Origin of the sequence: Agromyces intestinalis (assembly GCF_008365295.1) — a bacterium.
Taxonomy (GTDB): domain Bacteria; phylum Actinomycetota; class Actinomycetes; order Actinomycetales; family Microbacteriaceae; genus Agromyces; species Agromyces intestinalis.
In genome coordinates this window covers 2,915,998-2,934,194 of sequence record NZ_CP043505.1, presented here as the reverse complement: position 1 = coordinate 2,934,194, position 18,197 = coordinate 2,915,998, and the positions used below count along the sequence as shown (strand labels likewise).

Annotated in this window: 16 protein-coding genes and 1 tRNA gene; 10 read left to right on the top strand and 7 right to left on the bottom strand. The window is 71.1% G+C overall.

The features are described 5' to 3' along the window. Positions 1 to 61: 61 nt before the first annotated feature. From FLP10_RS13300 to pstB, 6 genes are all read left to right on the top strand, one after another. The gene (locus FLP10_RS13300) at positions 62 to 2,233 is read left to right on the top strand and encodes an RNA degradosome polyphosphate kinase (protein WP_149161307.1); all 2,172 of its coding nucleotides are present in this window, start codon (positions 62 to 64) and stop codon (positions 2,231 to 2,233) included. Further along, complete coding sequence (locus tag FLP10_RS13295) at positions 2,230 to 3,177, top strand: NUDIX hydrolase (protein ID WP_149161306.1); 948 nt, start codon at positions 2,230 to 2,232, stop codon at positions 3,175 to 3,177. Before FLP10_RS13300 ends, FLP10_RS13295 begins: the two co-directional genes overlap by 4 nt. Before the next feature lie 168 nt (positions 3,178 to 3,345). Beyond that, positions 3,346 to 4,437 (top strand): phosphate ABC transporter substrate-binding protein PstS, encoded by a 1,092-nt coding sequence (gene pstS / locus FLP10_RS13290; protein ID WP_149161305.1) that lies wholly within the window; start codon positions 3,346 to 3,348, stop codon positions 4,435 to 4,437. A gap of 118 nt (positions 4,438 to 4,555) precedes the next feature. Further along, complete coding sequence (gene pstC / locus FLP10_RS13285) at positions 4,556 to 5,500, top strand: phosphate ABC transporter permease subunit PstC (protein ID WP_149161304.1); 945 nt, start codon at positions 4,556 to 4,558, stop codon at positions 5,498 to 5,500. Then, complete coding sequence (gene pstA / locus FLP10_RS13280; RefSeq protein ID WP_149161303.1) at positions 5,500 to 6,612, top strand: phosphate ABC transporter permease PstA; 1,113 nt, start codon at positions 5,500 to 5,502, stop codon at positions 6,610 to 6,612. The genes pstC and pstA overlap by 1 nt, the downstream gene beginning before the upstream one ends. A gap of 49 nt (positions 6,613 to 6,661) precedes the next feature. Further along, on the top strand, positions 6,662 to 7,441 hold the full coding sequence (gene pstB, locus FLP10_RS13275) for a phosphate ABC transporter ATP-binding protein PstB (protein WP_149161302.1): 780 nt from the start codon (positions 6,662 to 6,664) through the stop codon (positions 7,439 to 7,441). A 23-nt stretch (positions 7,442 to 7,464) separates the two neighbouring features. On the opposite strand, the gene FLP10_RS13270 is transcribed toward pstB, so the two are convergent. Then, a complete protein-coding gene (locus FLP10_RS13270) occupies positions 7,465 to 8,352 on the bottom strand; it encodes an aminodeoxychorismate lyase (protein WP_149161301.1) in 888 nt (295 codons plus the stop codon). Between the two features lie 63 nt (positions 8,353 to 8,415). Between FLP10_RS13270 and FLP10_RS13265 the strand changes: the two genes are divergently transcribed. Together FLP10_RS13265 and FLP10_RS13260 are read left to right on the top strand one after the other, a co-directional pair. Continuing rightward, positions 8,416 to 9,333, top strand: a complete 918-nt coding sequence (locus FLP10_RS13265; protein WP_168209199.1) for a MerR family transcriptional regulator — start codon at positions 8,416 to 8,418, stop codon at positions 9,331 to 9,333. Continuing rightward, positions 9,330 to 10,244, top strand: a complete 915-nt coding sequence (locus FLP10_RS13260; RefSeq protein ID WP_149161299.1) for a transglutaminase-like domain-containing protein — start codon at positions 9,330 to 9,332, stop codon at positions 10,242 to 10,244. Before FLP10_RS13265 ends, FLP10_RS13260 begins: the two co-directional genes overlap by 4 nt. A 200-nt stretch (positions 10,245 to 10,444) precedes the next feature. Here the strand turns inward: FLP10_RS13260 and FLP10_RS13255 are convergent, their stop codons facing one another. Then, positions 10,445 to 11,083: a DNA-directed RNA polymerase subunit beta gene (locus FLP10_RS13255; protein ID WP_149161298.1), complete on the bottom strand. Its 639-nt coding sequence runs from the start codon at positions 11,081 to 11,083 to the stop codon at positions 10,445 to 10,447. A gap of 276 nt (positions 11,084 to 11,359) precedes the next feature. Between FLP10_RS13255 and FLP10_RS13250 the strand changes: the two genes are divergently transcribed. Beyond that, positions 11,360 to 11,432 (top strand) — tRNA-Lys (locus tag FLP10_RS13250). Between the two features lie 58 nt (positions 11,433 to 11,490). On the opposite strand, the gene FLP10_RS13245 is transcribed toward FLP10_RS13250, so the two are convergent. The 3 genes from FLP10_RS13245 to FLP10_RS13235 form a co-directional block, all read right to left on the bottom strand. Further along, positions 11,491 to 13,008 carry a DHA2 family efflux MFS transporter permease subunit gene (locus FLP10_RS13245; protein ID WP_149161297.1) on the bottom strand — a complete coding sequence of 506 codons (1,518 nt, stop codon included), beginning with the start codon at positions 13,006 to 13,008 and terminating at the stop codon, positions 11,491 to 11,493. Next, entirely contained in the window at positions 13,005 to 13,622 is a 618-nt protein-coding gene (locus FLP10_RS13240; protein WP_149161296.1) for a PadR family transcriptional regulator, read from the bottom strand. The genes FLP10_RS13245 and FLP10_RS13240 overlap by 4 nt, the downstream gene beginning before the upstream one ends. Positions 13,623 to 13,944: 322 nt before the next feature. Beyond that, positions 13,945 to 14,994, bottom strand: a complete 1,050-nt coding sequence (locus FLP10_RS13235; RefSeq protein WP_149161295.1) for an LLM class F420-dependent oxidoreductase — start codon at positions 14,992 to 14,994, stop codon at positions 13,945 to 13,947. A gap of 180 nt (positions 14,995 to 15,174) precedes the next feature. Between FLP10_RS13235 and FLP10_RS13230 the strand changes: the two genes are divergently transcribed. After that, on the top strand, positions 15,175 to 16,353 hold the full coding sequence (locus tag FLP10_RS13230) for a MarP family serine protease (RefSeq protein WP_149161294.1): 1,179 nt from the start codon (positions 15,175 to 15,177) through the stop codon (positions 16,351 to 16,353). Positions 16,354 to 16,374: 21 nt separating this feature from the next. On the opposite strand, the gene FLP10_RS13225 is transcribed toward FLP10_RS13230, so the two are convergent. Together FLP10_RS13225 and FLP10_RS13220 are read right to left on the bottom strand one after the other, a co-directional pair. Continuing rightward, complete coding sequence (locus FLP10_RS13225; protein WP_149161293.1) at positions 16,375 to 17,310, bottom strand: aldose 1-epimerase family protein; 936 nt, start codon at positions 17,308 to 17,310, stop codon at positions 16,375 to 16,377. 10 nt (positions 17,311 to 17,320) lie between these two features. Next, positions 17,321 to 18,169 (bottom strand): DeoR/GlpR family DNA-binding transcription regulator, encoded by an 849-nt coding sequence (locus FLP10_RS13220; RefSeq protein WP_149161292.1) that lies wholly within the window; start codon positions 18,167 to 18,169, stop codon positions 17,321 to 17,323. Positions 18,170 to 18,197 lie beyond the last annotated feature (28 nt).

Sequence of the window (18,197 nt, the reverse complement as noted above, 5' to 3'; positions counted from 1 at the left end):
CGTGCCGTGCCCGTTGCGAATCGGCCATCGCGCCGTCGCACCCCGGTGGCATGATGTGGGGATGACCGACACCCTCGACGCCGACCGCACCTCGAGCGACTTCGACGACGACTTCGAACCGTTCGACGTCGAGGGCGCGCCCGAACTGCCCGCCGAGCGCTACCTCGACCGCGAGCTGAGCTGGCTCGCGTTCAACCAGCGCGTGCTCGAGCTCGCCGAGGACCCGCGCCAGCCCGTGCTCGAGCGCGCCAACTTCCTCGCGATCTTCGCGTCGAATCTCGACGAATTCTTCATGGTGCGGGTCGCCGGGCTGAAGCGCCGCATCGTCACGGGCCTCGCGGTGCCGACGAACGTCGGCCGCGCACCCGCCGACGTGCTCAGCGATATCTCGCGCGCCGCGCACGAGCTGCAGGAGCGTCACGCCCGCGTCTACCAAGAGCTCGTGAAGCCCGCCCTCGCCGAGGCCGGCATCCGCGTCGTCTCGTGGGACGAGCTGGGCGCGGCCGAGCGCACGCACCTCGCCGAGTTCTTCGCGAGCCAGATCTTCCCGGTGCTGATGCCGCTCGCGGTCGACCCGGCGCATCCGTTCCCCTACATCTCGGGCCTGTCGCTCAATCTCTCGGTGCGGGTGCGCAACAGCCGCACCGGCCGGGTCGAGTTCGCCCGAGTGAAGGTGCCGCAGATGCTGCCTCGGTTCGTGCAGGTCAGCGCCGACGAGACGGTCGACGACGCCCGCTACATCGCGCTGGAAGAGCTCATCTCGAACCACCTCGGCGACCTCTTCCCCGGCATGGAGGTGCTCGATCACCACGTGTTCCGGGTCACGCGGAATGAAGACGTCGAGATCGAGGAGGACGAGACCGAGAACCTCATCAAGGCGCTCGAGAAGGAGCTGCTGCGACGCAGGTTCGGTCCGCCCATCCGGCTCGAAGTCTCCGACGACATGGACGATGTGACCCTCGAACTGCTCGTGCGCGAGCTCGACATCTCCGATCAAGAGGTGTTCCGGCTGCCCGCGCCGCTCGACCTCGGCGGGCTGTTCGACCTGTCGCGGATCGACCGGCCCGAACTGCACTACCCGACCCAGGTGCCGACGACCAACGCCCAGCTGCTGCCCGGCGAGCCGAACCAGCAGGCCGACATCTTCGCCGCCGTGGCCCGCAAGGACGTGCTGCTGCACCACCCCTACGAGTCATTCGCGACGAGCGTGCAGGCGTTCCTCGAACAGGCCGCCGCCGATCCGCACGTGCTGGCGATCAAGCAGACGCTGTACCGCACGTCGGGCGACAGCCCCATCGTCGAGGCGCTCATCGACGCCGCCGAGTCGGGCAAGCAGGTGCTCGCGCTCGTCGAGATCAAGGCCAGGTTCGACGAGGCGGCGAACATCACGTGGGCGCGCAAGCTCGAGAAGGCGGGCGTTCACGTCGTGTACGGGCTGGTCGGGCTGAAGACGCACTGCAAGCTCGCGCTCGTGATCCGGCAGGAGCAGGGCCGGCTGCGGCACTACAGCCACATCGGCACCGGCAACTACAACCCGAAGACGAGCCGCATCTACGAAGACCTGGGCCTGCTCACGGCCGACGACCAGGTCGGCAAAGACCTCACGCGCCTCTTCAACGAGCTGAGCGGGTACGCGATCGAGAAGAAGTTCAAGCGGCTGCTGGTCGCACCGCTGCACCTGCGCAAGGGGCTGCTCAAGCTCATCGCGCAGGAGGCGCAGAACGCGCGCGAGGGCAAGCCCGCCCGCATCCGCATCAAGGTGAACTCGATGGTCGACGAGGCCATCATCGACGCGCTGTACCGGGCGTCGAACGCCGGCGTGCCGGTCGAGGTGTGGGTGCGAGGCATCTGCAGCCTGCGGCCCGGTATCGAGGGTCTCAGCGAGAACATCCGGGTGCGGTCGATCCTCGGGCGGTACCTCGAGCACTCCCGGATCTTCTCGTTCGCCGGCGGCGGCGAGCCGCAGGTCTACATCGGCTCGGCCGACATGATGCACCGCAACCTCGATCGCCGGGTCGAGGCGCTGGTGCGGCTCACCGACCCCGATCACCTGCGCGAGGTCGAGGGGTTCTTCGACCTCGCGATGGACGAGCGCACGAGTTCCTGGCACCTCGACAGCGACGGCACCTGGGTGCGCCACTCGAGCGATGCGGCGGGGCATCCGCTCGACGACCTGCAGAACACACTGATGCAGCAGACCGCGCATCGGGTCCGCCCGGGGATCCGCCGGTGACGCGGGCGGTCGAGACGGCGGTCTTCGCGGCCGGCGCCGTCTGCTGGCGGGTGATCGACGGACGGATCCACGTGCTCGTCATCCACCGCACGGTGTACGGGGACGTCACCATCCCCAAGGGCAAGGTCGACCCCGGCGAGACCCTGCCGCAGACCGCGGTGCGCGAGATCGCCGAAGAGACCGGGCTCGACGTCGCCCTGGGCGTGCCGATCGGAGTGTCGCGCTACAAGATGCCGAGCGGGCGCACGAAGGTCGTGCACTACTGGGCGGCGCACGTGACCGACGAGGCCGTGCAGCGCTCGACGTTCCGGCCGAACTCCGAGGTCGCCGCGCTCGAGTGGGTCACCATCAAGCGGGCTCGCACGCACCTCACCTACGAGCCCGACGTCGCGATCCTCGACGCGTTCGCCGCACTGGTCGACCAGGGCGTCACCGAGACGTTCGCGCTCATCGTGCTGCGGCACGGCAAGGCCGTCGAACGCTCCAAATGGGACGGACCGGATGCCTCGCGGCCGCTCGCCGACCGCGGCGTCGCGCAGGCGGCGGCCCTCGTGCCGATGCTGCGCGCCTGGAAGCCGCGGCGCCTCGTGTCCAGCCCGGCGGTGCGATGCGTGACGACGATCACCCCCCTCTCGGCGGCGATCGGCCGGCCCATCAAGCGCGACGCCGGCATCAGCCAGGACGACTGGGAACGCGGCGAGGCCGAAGTGCGCCGGGTGATCGGCAAGCGGGTGCGGGTCGGCAAGACCGCCGTGGTGTGCAGTCACCGGCCGCTCATGGGCGAGATCGTGCGCGAGGTCGCGCTCGCGACGGGCACCCCGTTGGCGGGCTACGCCGACGACGCCGCGCTGCTCGAGCCGGGCGACTTCAGCATCGTGCACCTGTCGGCCACGAACCCGAGCTCGGGCATCATCGCGATCGAGACGCACTCGCCGCGGGTCTGAACCGCCACCGGGTTCCCACCCGATTCCGAGGTACCGCCCCCGAGGCGCAAGCCGTCGTTCACCGCGCGTTCACCATTGCGGGGGAAGCTCGTCAACCGAGCGGCCTACCGTCGCAGGCGGGTCGAACATCGATCCTCACCTGCAATCACAACCCCGGAAGGGAATCACGTGAACCTCAAGCGTTTCGGCGCGCCGGTCGTCCTGGCGGCCGCCGCGGCACTCGTTCTCACCTCGTGCGCCGCGAACGAGGGCGGCGCCACCGAGCCGACGGAGTCGGCGTCGTCGCTCTCAGGCACCATCAACGCCGCCGGCGCCTCGTCGCAGGGCTCGGCCCAGGAGGCGTGGATCGCCGCGTTCCAGACCGCGAACACCGACGTGACCATCAACTACGACCCGTCGGGTTCGGGCGCGGGCCGCGAGACGTTCATCGCGGGCGGCTCCGACTTCGCGGGCAGCGACTCGTTCCTGAACGACGAGGAGCTGGCTGGCGAGTTCGCTTCGTGCGCACCCGACACCTCGGCCATCGATCTGCCGGTCTACATCTCGCCGATCGCCGTCGTCTTCAACGTCGACGGCGTCGACGAGCTCAACCTCGACGCGACCACGCTCGCCAAGATCTTCAAGGGCGAGATCACCAGCTGGGACGACCCGGCGATCGCCGCGCTCAACACGCAGGCGACCCTGCCGGCCACCCCGATCACCGCGGTGCACCGCTCCGACGACTCGGGCACGACGAAGAACTTCGCCGACTACCTGTTCCAGAACGCGCCCGACGTGTGGGACCAGAAGCCGGCCGACCCGTTCCCCTACCAGACCGGTGAGGGCGCGCAGGGCACGTCGGGCGTGATCGAGGCCGTCGGCAACGGCGTCGGCACGATCGGCTACGCGGATGCCTCGAAGGCCGGCGACCTCGGCGTGGCGAACATCAAGGTCGGCGACGAGTTCGTCGGCTACTCGGCCGAGGCTGCGGCCGCCGTGGTCGCCGAGTCGCCGCTCGTCGAGGGCCGTGACGGCAACGACCTCGCGATCCAGCTCGACCGCAAGACGACCGACCCGACGCACTACCCGCTGGTGCTCGTCAGCTACGCGATCGTCTGCCAGGAGTACGCCGACGCAACCCAGGGCGAGCTCGTCCGCGAGTACGTCTCGTACATCGCGAGCGACGAGGGCCAGGCCGTCGCCGCCGAGAACGCCGGCTCGGCACCCCTGTCGGCCGACCTGAGCGCGAAGGTCGCCGCGGCGCTCGAGACCGTCAAGTGATCCCACGCCTGCCCGGCTCGGCACCCGTTGCGACGGGCTGCCGAGTCGGGCAGGCTGGCCGCATGCGCGAGTCGCGCGGCCGCCCCGCATCCACGCGAGATCAGGAAGAAACCCGGCCATGACGACTGCCCCCGCCGCACCGCCGATCCGAGCCAAGCAGCGACTCGGCGACCGCGTCTTCTCGAAGGCCGCGCTCATCGCCGGCATCCTGATCCTCGTCACCCTCGCCGCGGTCGCGGCGTTCCTGCTCGCCCAGTCCTTCCCCGCGCTCACCGCCGAGCCGGGCTCGTTCAAGGGCGACGCCGAGAACTTCTGGCAGTACGTCGCGCCCTTCGCGTTCGGCACGGTCTGGGCCGCGTTCCTCGCGCTGCTGATGGCCATCCCGGTCGCGCTCGGCATCGCGCTGTTCATCTCGCACTTCGCCCCCCGCCGCATCGCGCAGGGCCTCGGCTACGTCGTCGATCTGCTCGCGGCGGTGCCGTCGGTGGTCTTCGGCCTGTGGGGCATCACGGTGCTCGCACCCGGCGTGCAGCCGCTCTGGACCACGCTCAGCGAGTGGTTCGGCTGGTTCCCGCTCTTCGCTCCGCCGGTCTCGGGCACCGGCCGCACCATCCTCACCGTCGCGGTCGTGCTCGCGGTCATGGTGCTGCCCATCATCACCGCGCTCTGCCGCGAGGTGTTCCTGCAGACGCCCGTGCTGCACGAGGAGGCGGCGCTCGCGCTCGGCGCGACCCGCTGGGAGATGATCAAGCTCGCGGTCATCCCGTTCGGCACGCCCGGCATCATCTCGGCGTCGATGCTCGGCCTCGGGCGCGCCCTCGGCGAGACGATGGTCGTGGCGATGGTGCTCTCCCCGGCCGCGGTGATCAAGTTCGCGGTGCTGCAGTCGCAGAACCCGAACACCATCGCCGGCAACATCGCCCTCAACTTCCCCGAGGCGCACGGCGTCGGGGTCAACGTCCTCATCGCGACCGGCCTGATCCTGTTCGTGATCACCCTCGCGGTCAACATGCTGGCGCGCTGGATCGTCGACCGCCGCAAGGAATTCTCGGGAGCGAACTGATGAGCCTCACCGCAACTCCCCCGAAGGCGCCCGCCGACGGCGAGCCGTCGACCGCGATCGCGAACTCGCTCACCGCGGGCAAGCTCCCCCGGTTCTCGTCGCTGTGGGTCCTGGCCGGTTGCCTCGCCGCGGCCTCCGCACTGTTCGGCATCCTCGCGGCCGCCGACGGGTCGGAGTTCAACATCGCGGCCGCGGTGTTCGTCGGCGTGATCCTCTACGCCGTCGTGATCTGGGTGCTCTCGCGCATCGTCGAGGGCGGCCGGCGCGCCGCCGACCGGCTCGTGACCGCGCTCGTGTCGATCGCGTTCACGATCGCGCTGCTGCCGCTCATCTCGGTCGCTTTCACGACGATCGTGAACGGCCTGCCCCGATTCGACCTGCTCTTCTTCACCAACTCGATGCGCAACGTGGTCGGCGAGGGCGGCGGCGCGCTGCACGCGATCATCGGCACGCTCATGATCACCGGCATGGCGGCGCTCATCTCGGTGCCGGTCGGCCTGCTCACCGCCGTCTACCTCGTCGAGTACGGCCGTGGCCGGCTGAAGCACGGCATCACCTTCTTCGTCGACGTGATGACGGGCATCCCGTCGATCGTCGCCGGCCTGTTCGCGTTCGCGCTGTTCGCGCTCGTCACGGGCGACCCGGGCATCCGCAGCGGATTCGCGGCGTCGGTGTCGCTCGCGGTGCTGATGATCCCGGTCGTGGTGCGCAGCTGCGAGGAGATGCTGAAGCTCGTTCCGAACGAACTGCGCGAGGCGTCGTACGCGCTCGGCGTGCCGAAGTGGCTCACCATCGTGAAGGTGGTGCTGCCGACCTCGATCGCGGGCATCGTCACCGGCATCATGCTCTCGATCGCCCGCGTGATCGGCGAGACCGCACCGCTGCTCATCGTCGCCGGGTTCACGACGAGCATGAACTACAACCTGTTCGCCGAGCGGATGATGACGCTGCCGGTGTTCGTGTACACCCAGTACATGAACCAGGGCGCCGACACCCAGGCCTACGTCGACCGCGCCTGGGCGGGCGCGCTGACCCTCATCCTCATCGTCGCCCTGCTCAACATCGTCGCCCGGGTGGTCGCCAAGGTCTTCTCGCCGAAGTTCGGCCGCTGACCGGGTCATCCGTCTCGCACGCCCCGCAACCCGAAGGAAGCCAACACCAGTGTCCAAGCGCATCGAAGTGAACGACCTGAACGTCTACTACGGCGATTTCCTCGCCGTCGAGGGCATCACCCTCGACATCGAACCGCGCACCGTGACGGCCTTCATCGGCCCGTCGGGCTGCGGCAAGACGACGTTCCTGCGCACCCTGAACCGCATGCACGAGGTCACCCCGGGCGCCCGGGTCGCCGGCGAGGTGCGCATCGACGGGAACAACCTCTACGGCCCCGGCGTCGACCCGGTCATCGTGCGCCGACAGGTCGGCATGGTGTTCCAGCGGCCCAACCCGTTCCCGACGATGTCGATCAAAGAGAACGTGCTCGCGGGCGTGCGGCTGAACAACAAGCGCATCTCGAAGTCCGATGCCGACGAGCTGGTCGAGACCTCGCTGCGCGGTGCGAACCTCTGGAACGAGGTGAAGGACCGCCTCGACCGCCCGGGTTCCGGCCTGTCGGGCGGCCAGCAGCAGCGCCTGTGCATCGCTCGCACCATCGCGGTGTCGCCCGAGGTCATCCTGATGGACGAGCCCTGCTCGGCGCTCGACCCGATCTCGACGCTCGCGATCGAAGACCTGATCGAGGAGCTCAAGCAGGAGTACACGATCGTCATCGTGACGCACAACATGCAGCAGGCCTCACGCGTGAGCGACAAGACGGCGTTCTTCAACATCGCCGGCACCGGCAAGCCCGGCAAGCTCATCGAGTACGACGACACCACGACGATCTTCTCGAAGCCGAGCGTGCAGGCCACCGAGGACTACGTCTCGGGTCGTTTCGGGTAGGCCCCGGTCCAGGCGGGCCCGGGTCAGTCTCTGGGGCTCAGCAGGTACTCGTTGAACGCGCGCGTCTCGTCGGCGTCGAACGGGAACGCCTCGCCGTCGAGTTCGACGATGCCGGCGGCCAGCCGCACGCTCGACACCAGCCACGCGGCATCCGCCCGGCGAAGCTCGTCGAGCGCGACGTCGCGCTCGTCGACCTCGTGGCCGGTCGCACGCAGGTGCTCGAAGAGGCTCTGCTGCGTGGTGCCGGCGAGAATCGCGCCGGTCGTCGCCGGCGTCACATAGGTGTCGCCGATACGCAGGATGACGCTCGAGGTCGGCCCCTCCATGACGAAGCCGTCGCTCGAGACGAAGATCGCGTCGTCGGCCCGGCGCCGGGCGGCCTCGCGCAACGCGGCCATGTTGATCGCGTACGAGAGCGTCTTCGCGCCGAGCAGCAGCCAGGGCGCGCGCTCGGCGGCGTCGCGGGCGTAGCCGCGATCGAGGGTGACCACGCGGATGCCGCGCTCGCGCGCCTCGGTCGAGTCCTTCGCCGCGACGGCGTGCAGCCAGGCGGTGGGCGTGGGACCCTGCTCGATGCCGCGGCTCAGCACGATCTTCAGTGCGAACTCGCCCTCGGTCGGCAACTCGCCGACCGCGAGGTCGATCGCTGCGCGCCACTGCGTCAGGTTCGGCTCGGGCAGCTCGCAGATGCGGGCCGAGTTGCGCAGCCGCTCGAGGTGCGGCGCCACCTCTTGTGCGTGGCCGTCGACGACGCCGATGGTCTCGAAGATGCCGTCACCGCGCTGGGTCGACAGTTCGCCGACGCGCAGCGCCGGCTCGGCCGCGTCGGCCTCGTGGAATGTGCCGGCGATGGCGGACTCGGGTGCGTCGGCAGGCAGTGGCTCGATGAGGAGGGTCACGGAGTCGGGCATGCCTCGATGGTACGCGGCGGGAGGGGGTCGGATACCGCGTGCCGGGTGCGCTACCGTGACCGCATGCGCTCCCTCGGAACCGGAGAGATGAGCCGTGCCACCGGCCTGTCGGTGAAGGCGCTGCGGCTCTACGACGCCAACGGACTGCTGACGCCCGCCGAGGTGGACCCGGCGACCGGGTACCGCCGGTACGCGCCCGAGCAGGTCGCCCGCGGCCGGTCGATCGCGGCGCTGCGCCGGCTCGACGTGCCGCTGGCCGTCGTCGGGTCGCTGCTCGACGGCCCGCCGGCCGAGCTGCGCTCCCGGCTGCTGGCGTGGTGGGCGCAGGAGCGGGCCGGTTTCGCGCTGCGCACGCAGACGGTCGAGTTCGCGGCGGCGGTGGTGGACACGGTGCGCCCGGCGGATGCCCCGTCTGCGGTGCCCGACCGCGCCGTGCGGATCGAAGCTCGCCCCGCGCAGGCGGTCGCGACCATCACGCGGTCGCTGCGCCAGCACGAACTGGTGCCGAGCGCGCTCTCGGACGTGGTCGCGATCCGCGAGACGCTCGACGCCGAGGGCGCGACGGCGCTGTCGGAGCACTGGCTGCTGTTCCACGAGCCGGTGGGGTTCGAGTTGGCCGGGCGGGTCGAGACGTGCGTGCCCTACGAGGGGTCTGCCCGCCCGCATGGGCAGGTCGTCCTCCGCGAGGAGCCCGCCGCCCGGTTCGCCGTGGTCGACGTCACGGTCCGCGAGCTCGAGTACCCGGCGCTGCTGCGGTTCTACGACGCAGTGCGCGCGGTCGCAGGTTCGCCGCGCGGCACGGCCGCGGCGGGCGCACCCCGCGAGTGGTACGGCGACGCCTGGCCTGACGATCCCGACGCGATCGCCGCGCAGATCGCCATGCCCCTGGCCGCCGCTGACGCCGTGCGAGCGGAGCACTCCGGTTCGGTCGCGGCGGGGGTTGAGTCTGCCCCGGGGGCCGACTCCAGAGTGGTGCCATGACCGAACCCGTTGCCAGCCACTCCCCCTTCAGCGACCCCGGACGGCATCGCACCCTCGTCGCCGCGATCGCCCCCGACCCCGCCGCCATCCACCGCGCCGTCACGTCGACGATCGTGCACTACCGCGCCGACCCGGTGCCCGCGACCGACCACCAGCAGGGCGACATCGACCTGCGGTGGATCGCCGCCCTCCTCGACGTCGCGACCGAGCGCGCCGACGGCGCCCTCGACGCCCCGCGCCCCGCAGCGGCGCGCGTCGGCGGCTGCTGCCGCGATCATTCGCTGCTCGGCGTGTCCATCCTGCGCGAGCACGGGGTGCCGGCGCGCACCCGGCTCGGCTTCGCCGACTACTTCACGCCCGGTTACCGGCACGACCACGTCGTGATCGAACGGTACGTCGACGGCCGGTGGAGCCGGTTCGACCCCGAACTGGATGCCTCGGAGTTCGCCTTCGACATCGCCGACCTGCCGACCGGCGAGGGGGCGCCCTTCGAGACGGCGGCCGAGGCCTGGCTCGCGTACCGGGCCGGGCGCACCGACCTCGCGACGTACGGCGTGGGGCCCGGCGCGCCGTTCGGCGGCCCCGGGTTCGTGCAGGGCTACGTGATCGGCGACATCGCGCACCGGCACGGCTGCGAACTGCTGCTGTGGGACGGCTGGGGGGCGATGGCCGGGCCGTCCGGCGGCGTGCCCGACGAGCTCGCCGCGTTCACCGACCGGCTCGCCCGACTCACGGTCGCGGCGGACGCCGGCGATGCGGGCGCGGCGGAGGCGGAACGGGAGCTCGCCGAGATCTGGCGCACCGACGACCGGGTACGACCCGGCTCGCGCATCCGGACGTTCACCCCGCACGATCGCGTCGGCGTCGTCGACCTCGAGACGCGCACGACCGAGTGGTCGCCGACGGCCTGAGGCAGCGCCGGAACTCGCCCGGACAGGGAAGTACCGGGCCGCAGAACGCCTCTCGGCGCGAGGCCGCTCGAAGCGGCGAGAATTGGAGCCCGGGGTTACTGCGGCCCGGCCATACGAGTGTAACCGAGCCGGGCGGGTGCCTATTCCGCGCTGCGACGATCTGGGCGGATGCTCCGCGCGCGCGGCCCCGTGGCATCCGATCAATCGAGCGCGTCGTGCCGCCAAAGCCGGGCGCACGCCGCCAGCTCATCAGCCAACTCGGTCAATCGCAGCGCGCGCCGGGTGAGTTCGGCGGGGCGATCGGGATGCGTGGCATCCGAGGCATCCGCATCATCGGCGAGGTCGGCGGTGCCGGCCGAGGTAACCCGGCAGAACGCGGCCGCGCGCTCGAGCGCGACCGCGAAGTCTCCCGCGAACGCGCCGTGCAGGATGAGGTCGGCGAGGTCGCGCACCTCGTCGGGACCGGTCGGGGCGACCGCCCCGGCGACGACCTGGTCGATCGTGCGCGACACCTCGGCGCCCCGCTGGTACGCGAGGGCGATGCCGCGCGGATCCTGCCGGATGAGCGTGCGCAGCAGGTAAAGCCGCCACAGTGCGCCCGGCAGACTCCGGGCCGACGCCTGCGACCAGAGCTCGGCGACCGCATCGATGCCGTGCGAGTCGGTGTAGGTCACCAGCCGCCGCACGATCTCGGGATCGGGGTCGGCGCGCACGCGCGCGAGCAGCGCCGCGGCGGTGTCGTGGGCGACCCGGCTCAGGTTGGCCGGGTCCTCTGCGCCGATGAACGCACCGAACGCACCCGGCGGGAAGCGGGTGGGCTTGTGGAAGTCGGCTGGCATCCCCGACACCCTACTCCGCGGGGCCGACGGCGGAGTCGGGTGCGGACCTCTCCAGCCTCCAGCTCGTACCCATGCGGTCGTAGGTGATGCGCGCGTGGCAGTTGCGACAGCGAACGTCGCAGCAGGCGATCTCGCGCGCTCGGTTGCATGCGCGGCAAGAGGTCTGCAGGCCGTCCGGCGATCGCAGGCGCCGGTTGAATTCCGAAGCGGGGAGCGATCGACGGCATGCAGAGCAGGTCTTCACATCGATAAGTTACGCTGAATAAGCGATATCGCACCCCTGTAGCTCAGTTGGCAGAGCAGCGTCCTTTTAAGTCGCGGGTCGTGGGTTCGAGCCCCACCGGGGGTACTCCTCGATGACGAGTGCCGACCGTCCGTCACGGATGGTCGGCACTCGCATCAACACCTCAGTCGCGTGCTGCGGGTATGCCGAGCCCGGCCGGCTTCTTCATGAAGCAGACGGCGATGACACCGACCAGGATGACGAACGCCGGCAGCAGCACCGACTGCGCCATCGCCTGCGAGAAGCCCTCGAGCACGAACGGCGGCATCGCACCGCCCGCGTCGCCGAAGCCGGATGCCGCATCGCCCGCGCCGGGCAGGTTCGCCTCGAGGCGGTTCTGCATGAACGCGGCGATCGCGGCCGACCCGAGCACCGAGCCGATGGTGCGGGTGGTGTTGTAGATGCCCGCACCGGCGCCCGCCTGTCGCGGCGCGAGATTGCGGGTCGCGGTGGTGGCCAGCGGCCCCCACATGCCGGCGTTCGCGATGCCGAGGACGGCCGACGGCAGGAGGAACATCCAGACCGGCGTGTCCGGCCCCATCAGCGCGGCGTACCAGAACAGCGAGAGCGACAGCAGCGCGAGTGCGGGCACCAGCATGAAGCGGGGGTCGATGCGGTCGAGCAGCTTGCCGGCCGGCGGGGCGAGCACACCCGCGAGCACCGCCATCGGGATGAGCAGCAGCGCCGACTCGGTCGGGGTGAGGCCGCGCGCGAGCTGCAGGTAGAACATCTGCGGCAGCGCCATGCTCGTGACGGTGAAGCCGACCGTCGCGATGCCCAGGTTCGCGACCGAGAAGTTGCGGTCGCGGAACAGCGCGAGCGGTACGAGCGGCTCGCTCTTGGTGCGGGCCTGCTGCCAGACGAAGAGCGCGAGCACGACGACGCCGGCCGCGATGAGCTCCCAGACCGTGATCGGGCCCCAGATCGGACCCCAGTCGTACTTCTCGCCCTCCTGCAGGCCGAAGACGATGAGGAACAGCGCGACGGCGCTCAGCACCACCCCGACGACGTCGAACCGGTGCCGGTGGGTCTCGAGCTTCGGCACCAGGATCCAGGCGAGCACGAAGCCGATCACCCCGACGGGCACGTTGATGAAGAAGATCCACTCCCAACCGAACCCGTCGACGAGCAGGCCGCCGGCGAGCGGTCCGACGAGCGTCGCCACACCGGCGGTCGCGCCCCAGAGCCCCATCGCCGCACCACGGCGGTTCGCCGGGAAGGTGCGCGTGATGACCGCCATCGTCTGCGGCGTCATCATCGCCGCGCCGAGGCCCTGCACGGCGCGCGCGGCGATCAGGCCCTCGAGCGTCTCGGACAGCCCGCACCAGAGCGACGCGGCGGTGAACACCGCGAGACCGATCAGGTAGATCGTCCTCGGACCGAAGCGGTCGCCGAGGCGCCCGGTGATGAGCAGCGGCACCGCGTACGCGAGGAGGTACGCGCTCGTCACCCACACCACGTTGTCGAGGTTCGCGCTGTCGGGGTCGAGCGCGGCCTTGATCGCGGGGTTCGCCACCGACACGATCGTGGTGTCGACCAGGATCATGAAGAAGCCGATGACGAGGGCCCAGAGGCCGGGCCACGGACTGCGGGCGGGCGGAGCGGCCTGAGCCGCGGTCGACCCGGTGAGGGGTTCGGTCATGAGTGTTCCTTTCGAGCGTGCAGGGGTGCGCCCGCGCGCGGGTCGTCGAGCGACCAGACGACCTCGTCGGCGTCGAGGCGACGGAGCAGGTCGGAGGTCCAGGCGAGGTCGGCGGCGAGCATGGCGCGCCGCCGGTCGGATTCGAGGAGGAAGGCTTCGGGGAGCGCCCGCGCCCGTGCGGCGGCGAGCTGGTCGTCGAGCTCGGCGAGATCGGCGACGATCCGATCGCAGCGACGCCCGAGCACCGCGGCGACCTCGTCGGGGCCGAGGTTGTGGCACTCGGCGAGCGCGACGGCGAACTCCTGCGGGCTGGCCGGGTCGTCGAGCCGCACCCGAACCCACGCGATGTACGCCGCCCGGCCGGCCGCGGTGAGCGCGTACACGGTGCGCTCCGGTCGGTTGCCCTCGCGTTCGGTGCCGTGGACGGTGACGAAGCCGACTTCGACGAGCCGGTTCATCGAGTGGTACAGCGACGGCGGCTTGATCTGCAACAGGGCTGCCTTGCCGCGCAGGTTCAGCAGCTGCAGCATCTCGTACGGATGCATCGGCCCTTCTTCGAGGAGGGCGAGCGCCGTCACGGCGAGCGGGGTGAGCCGGAATGCAGCGGATGTCATGCGCAGTACTCCACTCCGATTAGTCCAGATCGACTAATCGAGTGTACACGCTGATCCCCGGCCTCCCGCGACGCCCGTCGCGAAGGTCGGTTGCGAAGGCCCGTCGAAGTCGGTCCCGGGGCACCGCCGGGCGGGACGCTCGATCAGCAGCGCGGGCGACGGATCACCGTCGCCGACCTCGCGGCTTCGAGCGTTCCGTCACAGCGGCTCCTCCCCAGGTTTCCCCTTCGCCCACTCCGTCGTGTCCGAGCCGCGACACGTCGATGTGTGCGTGAGAACACGGTAACCCCGCATCGCCGCGCACGCTAGGCCCGTTCGGGGGTCAGCCCACCAGTGCGCGGAACCCCGACATCAGCGCGACGCGCTCCTGCGACGACCGCGCGAGCGGGGTGACCGTCAGCGTGGTGACGCCCGCCGCCGCGAACGCCGCGACCCGCTCGGCGACCTCGGCTGCCGGACCGATCAGGTTGACCGCGCGAACGAGGTCGTCGGGCACCGCGGCGATCGCCTCGTCGCGGCGGCCGTCGAGGTAGAGGTCTTGGATGAGCCGGGCCTCGTCAGCGAAGCCGTAACCCGAGACCAGGTCGTTGTAGAAGTTCTTGCCGCGTGCGCCCATGCCGCCGATGTAGAGCGCCAGGTTCGGCTTCACCGCGGCGTAGGCGGCCTCGATGAGCTCTGGCCGGTCGGTGATCGCGAGGGCCGGGCTGGCGAACACATCGAGCGGTGCGAGGTCGGCCGAACGGCGCGCGAGGCCGGCGTCGAGCGCCGCGCCCCACACGTCGCGGGCCCGCTCGGGGTGGAAGAACATCGGCAGCCAGCCGTCGGCGATCGCCGCGGTCTGCTCGACCGACTTCGCGCCGAGGGCGGCGACCGTGATCGGGATGCGGTCGCGAACGGGGTGGTTGATGAGCTTCAGCGGCTTGCCGAGGCCCGTACCCTCGCCCTCGGGCAGCGGGATGCGGTAGTTGCGCCCCTGGTGCACCACCGGCTCGCGACGCCACACCTGCCGGCAGATGTCGATGATCTCGCGGGTGCGCCCGAGCGGCGCGTCGTACGGCACCCCGTGGAAGCCCTCGATGACCTGCGGACCGGATGCCCCGATGCCGAGTTCGAACCGGCCGTCGGAGACGTAGTCGAGGCCTGCGGCGGTCATCGCGGTGAGGCTCGGCGTTCGGGTGTAGAGCTGCAGGATGCCGCTCATCAGCGTCATCCGCGAGGTGCGTGCGGCGAGGAAGCCCAGCTGGCTGACCGCGTCGAACGAGTAGGCCTCTGGCACGGCGATGAGGTCGACCCCGCCTGCTTCGAGCTCGGCCACCTCGTCGGCGACCTCGCGGAATCCTCCGGCGTAGTTCAGGAACATCCCGACGCGCATCCGTCACTCCTCATCGTGTGCAGGCGGTGAGCCACGACCCGAACGGGGGCCGGGCCCACTCGACCCTAGCCGACCGCCGCCCCGGCTCCACGCCGACGCATCTCAGCGCCTTCGGAGCCGGATGCGAGAGCGTAGGACCCTGCCCGACCGAGAGCCCCTTCCCGACCCGAGAGGACGACCGTGACCTGGACGCTGATCGTCGACGCGCTGCTCGTCCTGCTGCTGGTGGCCGCGGTCGCGAACGGATTCCGCGCCGGCCTGCTGCGCACCGCCGGCGGCCTGGTCGGACTGCTCGCGGGCGGCGTCGCCGCGTGGTTCCTCATGCCGCTCGCGGTCGGCTGGATGCCGGTGCCCGAACTGCGGGTCGCCGCCGCCCTCGCGGTCGGCGTGCTCGCGCTCGCGGCCGGCAGCGCGGCCGGCGCGGCCATCGGCAGAGCGCTGCGACGCGGCGCGAAGGCGGTGAAGCTCGGATGGTTCGACCGGATCCTCGGGGCCATCGCGGGTTTGCTCGTGGCGGCGCTCGCGGCGACGATCGTCGGCACCGGCGTCGCACGCATGGGCGTGCCGGTGCTCTCCCCCGCGCTCTCGTCGTCGTTCGTGCTGCGCGGCATCGACGCCCTCACGCCCGAGCCCGTCGACCGCTTCGTCGCCGAAGTGCGCACCGCGACCCTCGACGGGGCGGTGCCGTGGCTCACCGAGGTGCTCGGCGGCCCGACCACGCCGCCCGAGATCCCCGACGTCGCCGTCGACCGCGCGGCGATCGCCGAGGCATCCGAGTCGGTCGTGCGCATCACCGGGCCGGCCTACCGATGCGGGCGAGATCTCGTGGGCTCGGGCTTCGTCGTCGCGCCCGAGCACGTCGTCACCAACGCGCACGTCGTCGCGGGCGTCACCGAGCCGATCGTCGAGGCGCCGGGGCGGCTTCCGGTCGCCGGGCGGGTCGTCGCGTTCGACATCGCCGACGACCTCGCCGTCGTGTACGCGCCCGGGCTCGACGCGGCGCCCCTCGAGGTCGCCGACCCGCCCGCGGACGGCTCGGACGGCGTCGTGGCGGGGCATCCGTTCGGCGGCCCGCTCACGCTGGAGCCCGCCCGCGTGCTCGCGGCCGGCCCGCTCACCGTGGAGGTCGACGGGGTGTCGTCGACGCGTGATGTGGTGACGCTCGCGGCGCGCGTCGAGCACGGCAACTCGGGTGGGCCGCTGCTCGACCTCGACGGCCGGGTCGCCGGCGTCGTCTTCGCCAAGAGCGAGCAGGTCGCGAACGTCGGCTACGCGATCTCGCCGGCGACGCTCGCGCCGCTCGTCGCCGAGGCGCCGGCCCTGACCGAGTCGGTGTCGTCGGGCGACTGCGCCGCCTGACTGCGCCTGCGGTGTGCGGTGCTACTCGGCGGTGAAGCCCCGGAACCGGATGCCCCAGCTCGCGTGCCACTCCTCGCCCGGGTCGAGCCAGCGCAGGCCGCGCCCCGAGTTGAACGCCTCGGCCGGCGCCGTCATCGGCTCGACCGCGATCGCCACGTCGCCGGATTCGCCCGGGAACTCGCGGGTCGTGAACACCTGCACGAACGCGAACTCCTCCTCGGCCCAGACCGAGACACTGCGGCCGTCGGGGGCCGTCAGCGTGTGCTCGACGAAGCCGTCCTCGTCGCTGGCGACCTCGCCGAACGCGTCGTCGAGCGACACGTCGCCGACGCGGCGCCCCTCGCGGAAGTCCCACTCGGTGTCGTCGACCGGCACCTCGCCGGTCGGCAGCAGCCGCTCGTCGACCTCGATGTGGCTGGCGGCGTCCAGACGCAGCACGAGGTCTTCCGTCGGAACCCCGCCGATCTTCAGGAAGGGGTGCGTGCCGACCGCGACCGGGGCGGCCTCGCCGCCCAGGTTCTCGACGTAGTGCGTCACCCGCAGGCCGTCGGCGACGAGCTCGTACCGCACCCCGGTGCGCAGCAGGTACGGGTAGCCGAGCTGCGGGAAGACCGTCGCCGCGAGCGTCACCTGCGAGCGGTCGCGCTCGACCACCTCGTACTCGGTGTACTGCAGCAGTCCGTGGATCGCGTTGTTCAGCTTCGGCTCGGTGATCGCGAGCTGGTGCACCTCGTCGCCGTGGCTCCAGCGGCCGTCGCGGATGCGGTTCGGCCACGGCACGAGCACGATGCCCGCACAGAACGGGGGCGTCGCGTCTTCGGGATAGGGCGCGACCAGGTCGATGCCGTTGATGGTGAGTTCGCGGAGCGCGGCGGCCACGCCGGTGACGGTGGCGCGGAGGTCGCCGCTCGCGGTGGAGGTCTCGAGGACGTGCTGTTCGCCGGTCGGCAGGATCATGGAGAACACTCTATGGCGTCGGATCGGCCCTCGGATCGGCGGCGCCGGCCTCGGTCGACACCACCTGTACGGCGAGTCCGGTGCTCTCGAGATCGCGGGCGAGCAGCGGTGGCGCCTGCTCGTCGGTGATGAGCAGGTCGACCTCGTCGATGCCGGCGACGCGGCCCAGGTGCACCTCGCCGAGTTTCGAGGCATCCGCGATCACGACCGCGCGCGCGGCCGCGCGCAGCATGAGCGCTTTGACCTCGGCCTCGGGGAGGTTCGCGTTCGTGATCCCGCGTACCGGGTCGACGCCGTTGCAGCCGATGAAGGCGACGTCGACGTGGATGTGGTCGAGCATCGATCCGGCGAGCGGATGCACCAGCGAGTGCTGTCGCGGGCGCAGCGAACCGCCCGTGACGATCACGGCGAACCGCGGAATCTCGTGCTCGAGCTCGAGCGCGATCGACAGCCCGTTGGTGAACACCGTGACGTCGACGAGGTCGTCTCGGGCGCGCAGCGCGCGCGCGACCTGCAATGCGGTCGAGCCGACGTCGAGGATGACGCTCTGGCCGCTTCGGACCATCGCCGCCGCCGCCCGACCGATCGCCTCCTTCGGGCGGACGCTCGTGGCGAGGGCCTCCTCGAAGCTGGGCTCGCGGTCGGGGCGGGTGTCGGTCGCCGAACTCGTAGCGGGCACCGCGCCACCGTGCACACGACGGATCTCCCCGACGCGCTCGAGTGCATCGAGGTCGGCACGCGCGGTGACCGCGGTGACCCCGAACGCCGCGGCGAGGTCGGTCACGCGCACGAAGCCGCGCTCGCCGACGAGGGCGAGCGCGAGCTCGCGGCGGCGGGCCGAGTCGACGGGAGCGGTCACAGCGGCATTCTTCCGGGCCATCCGTCGC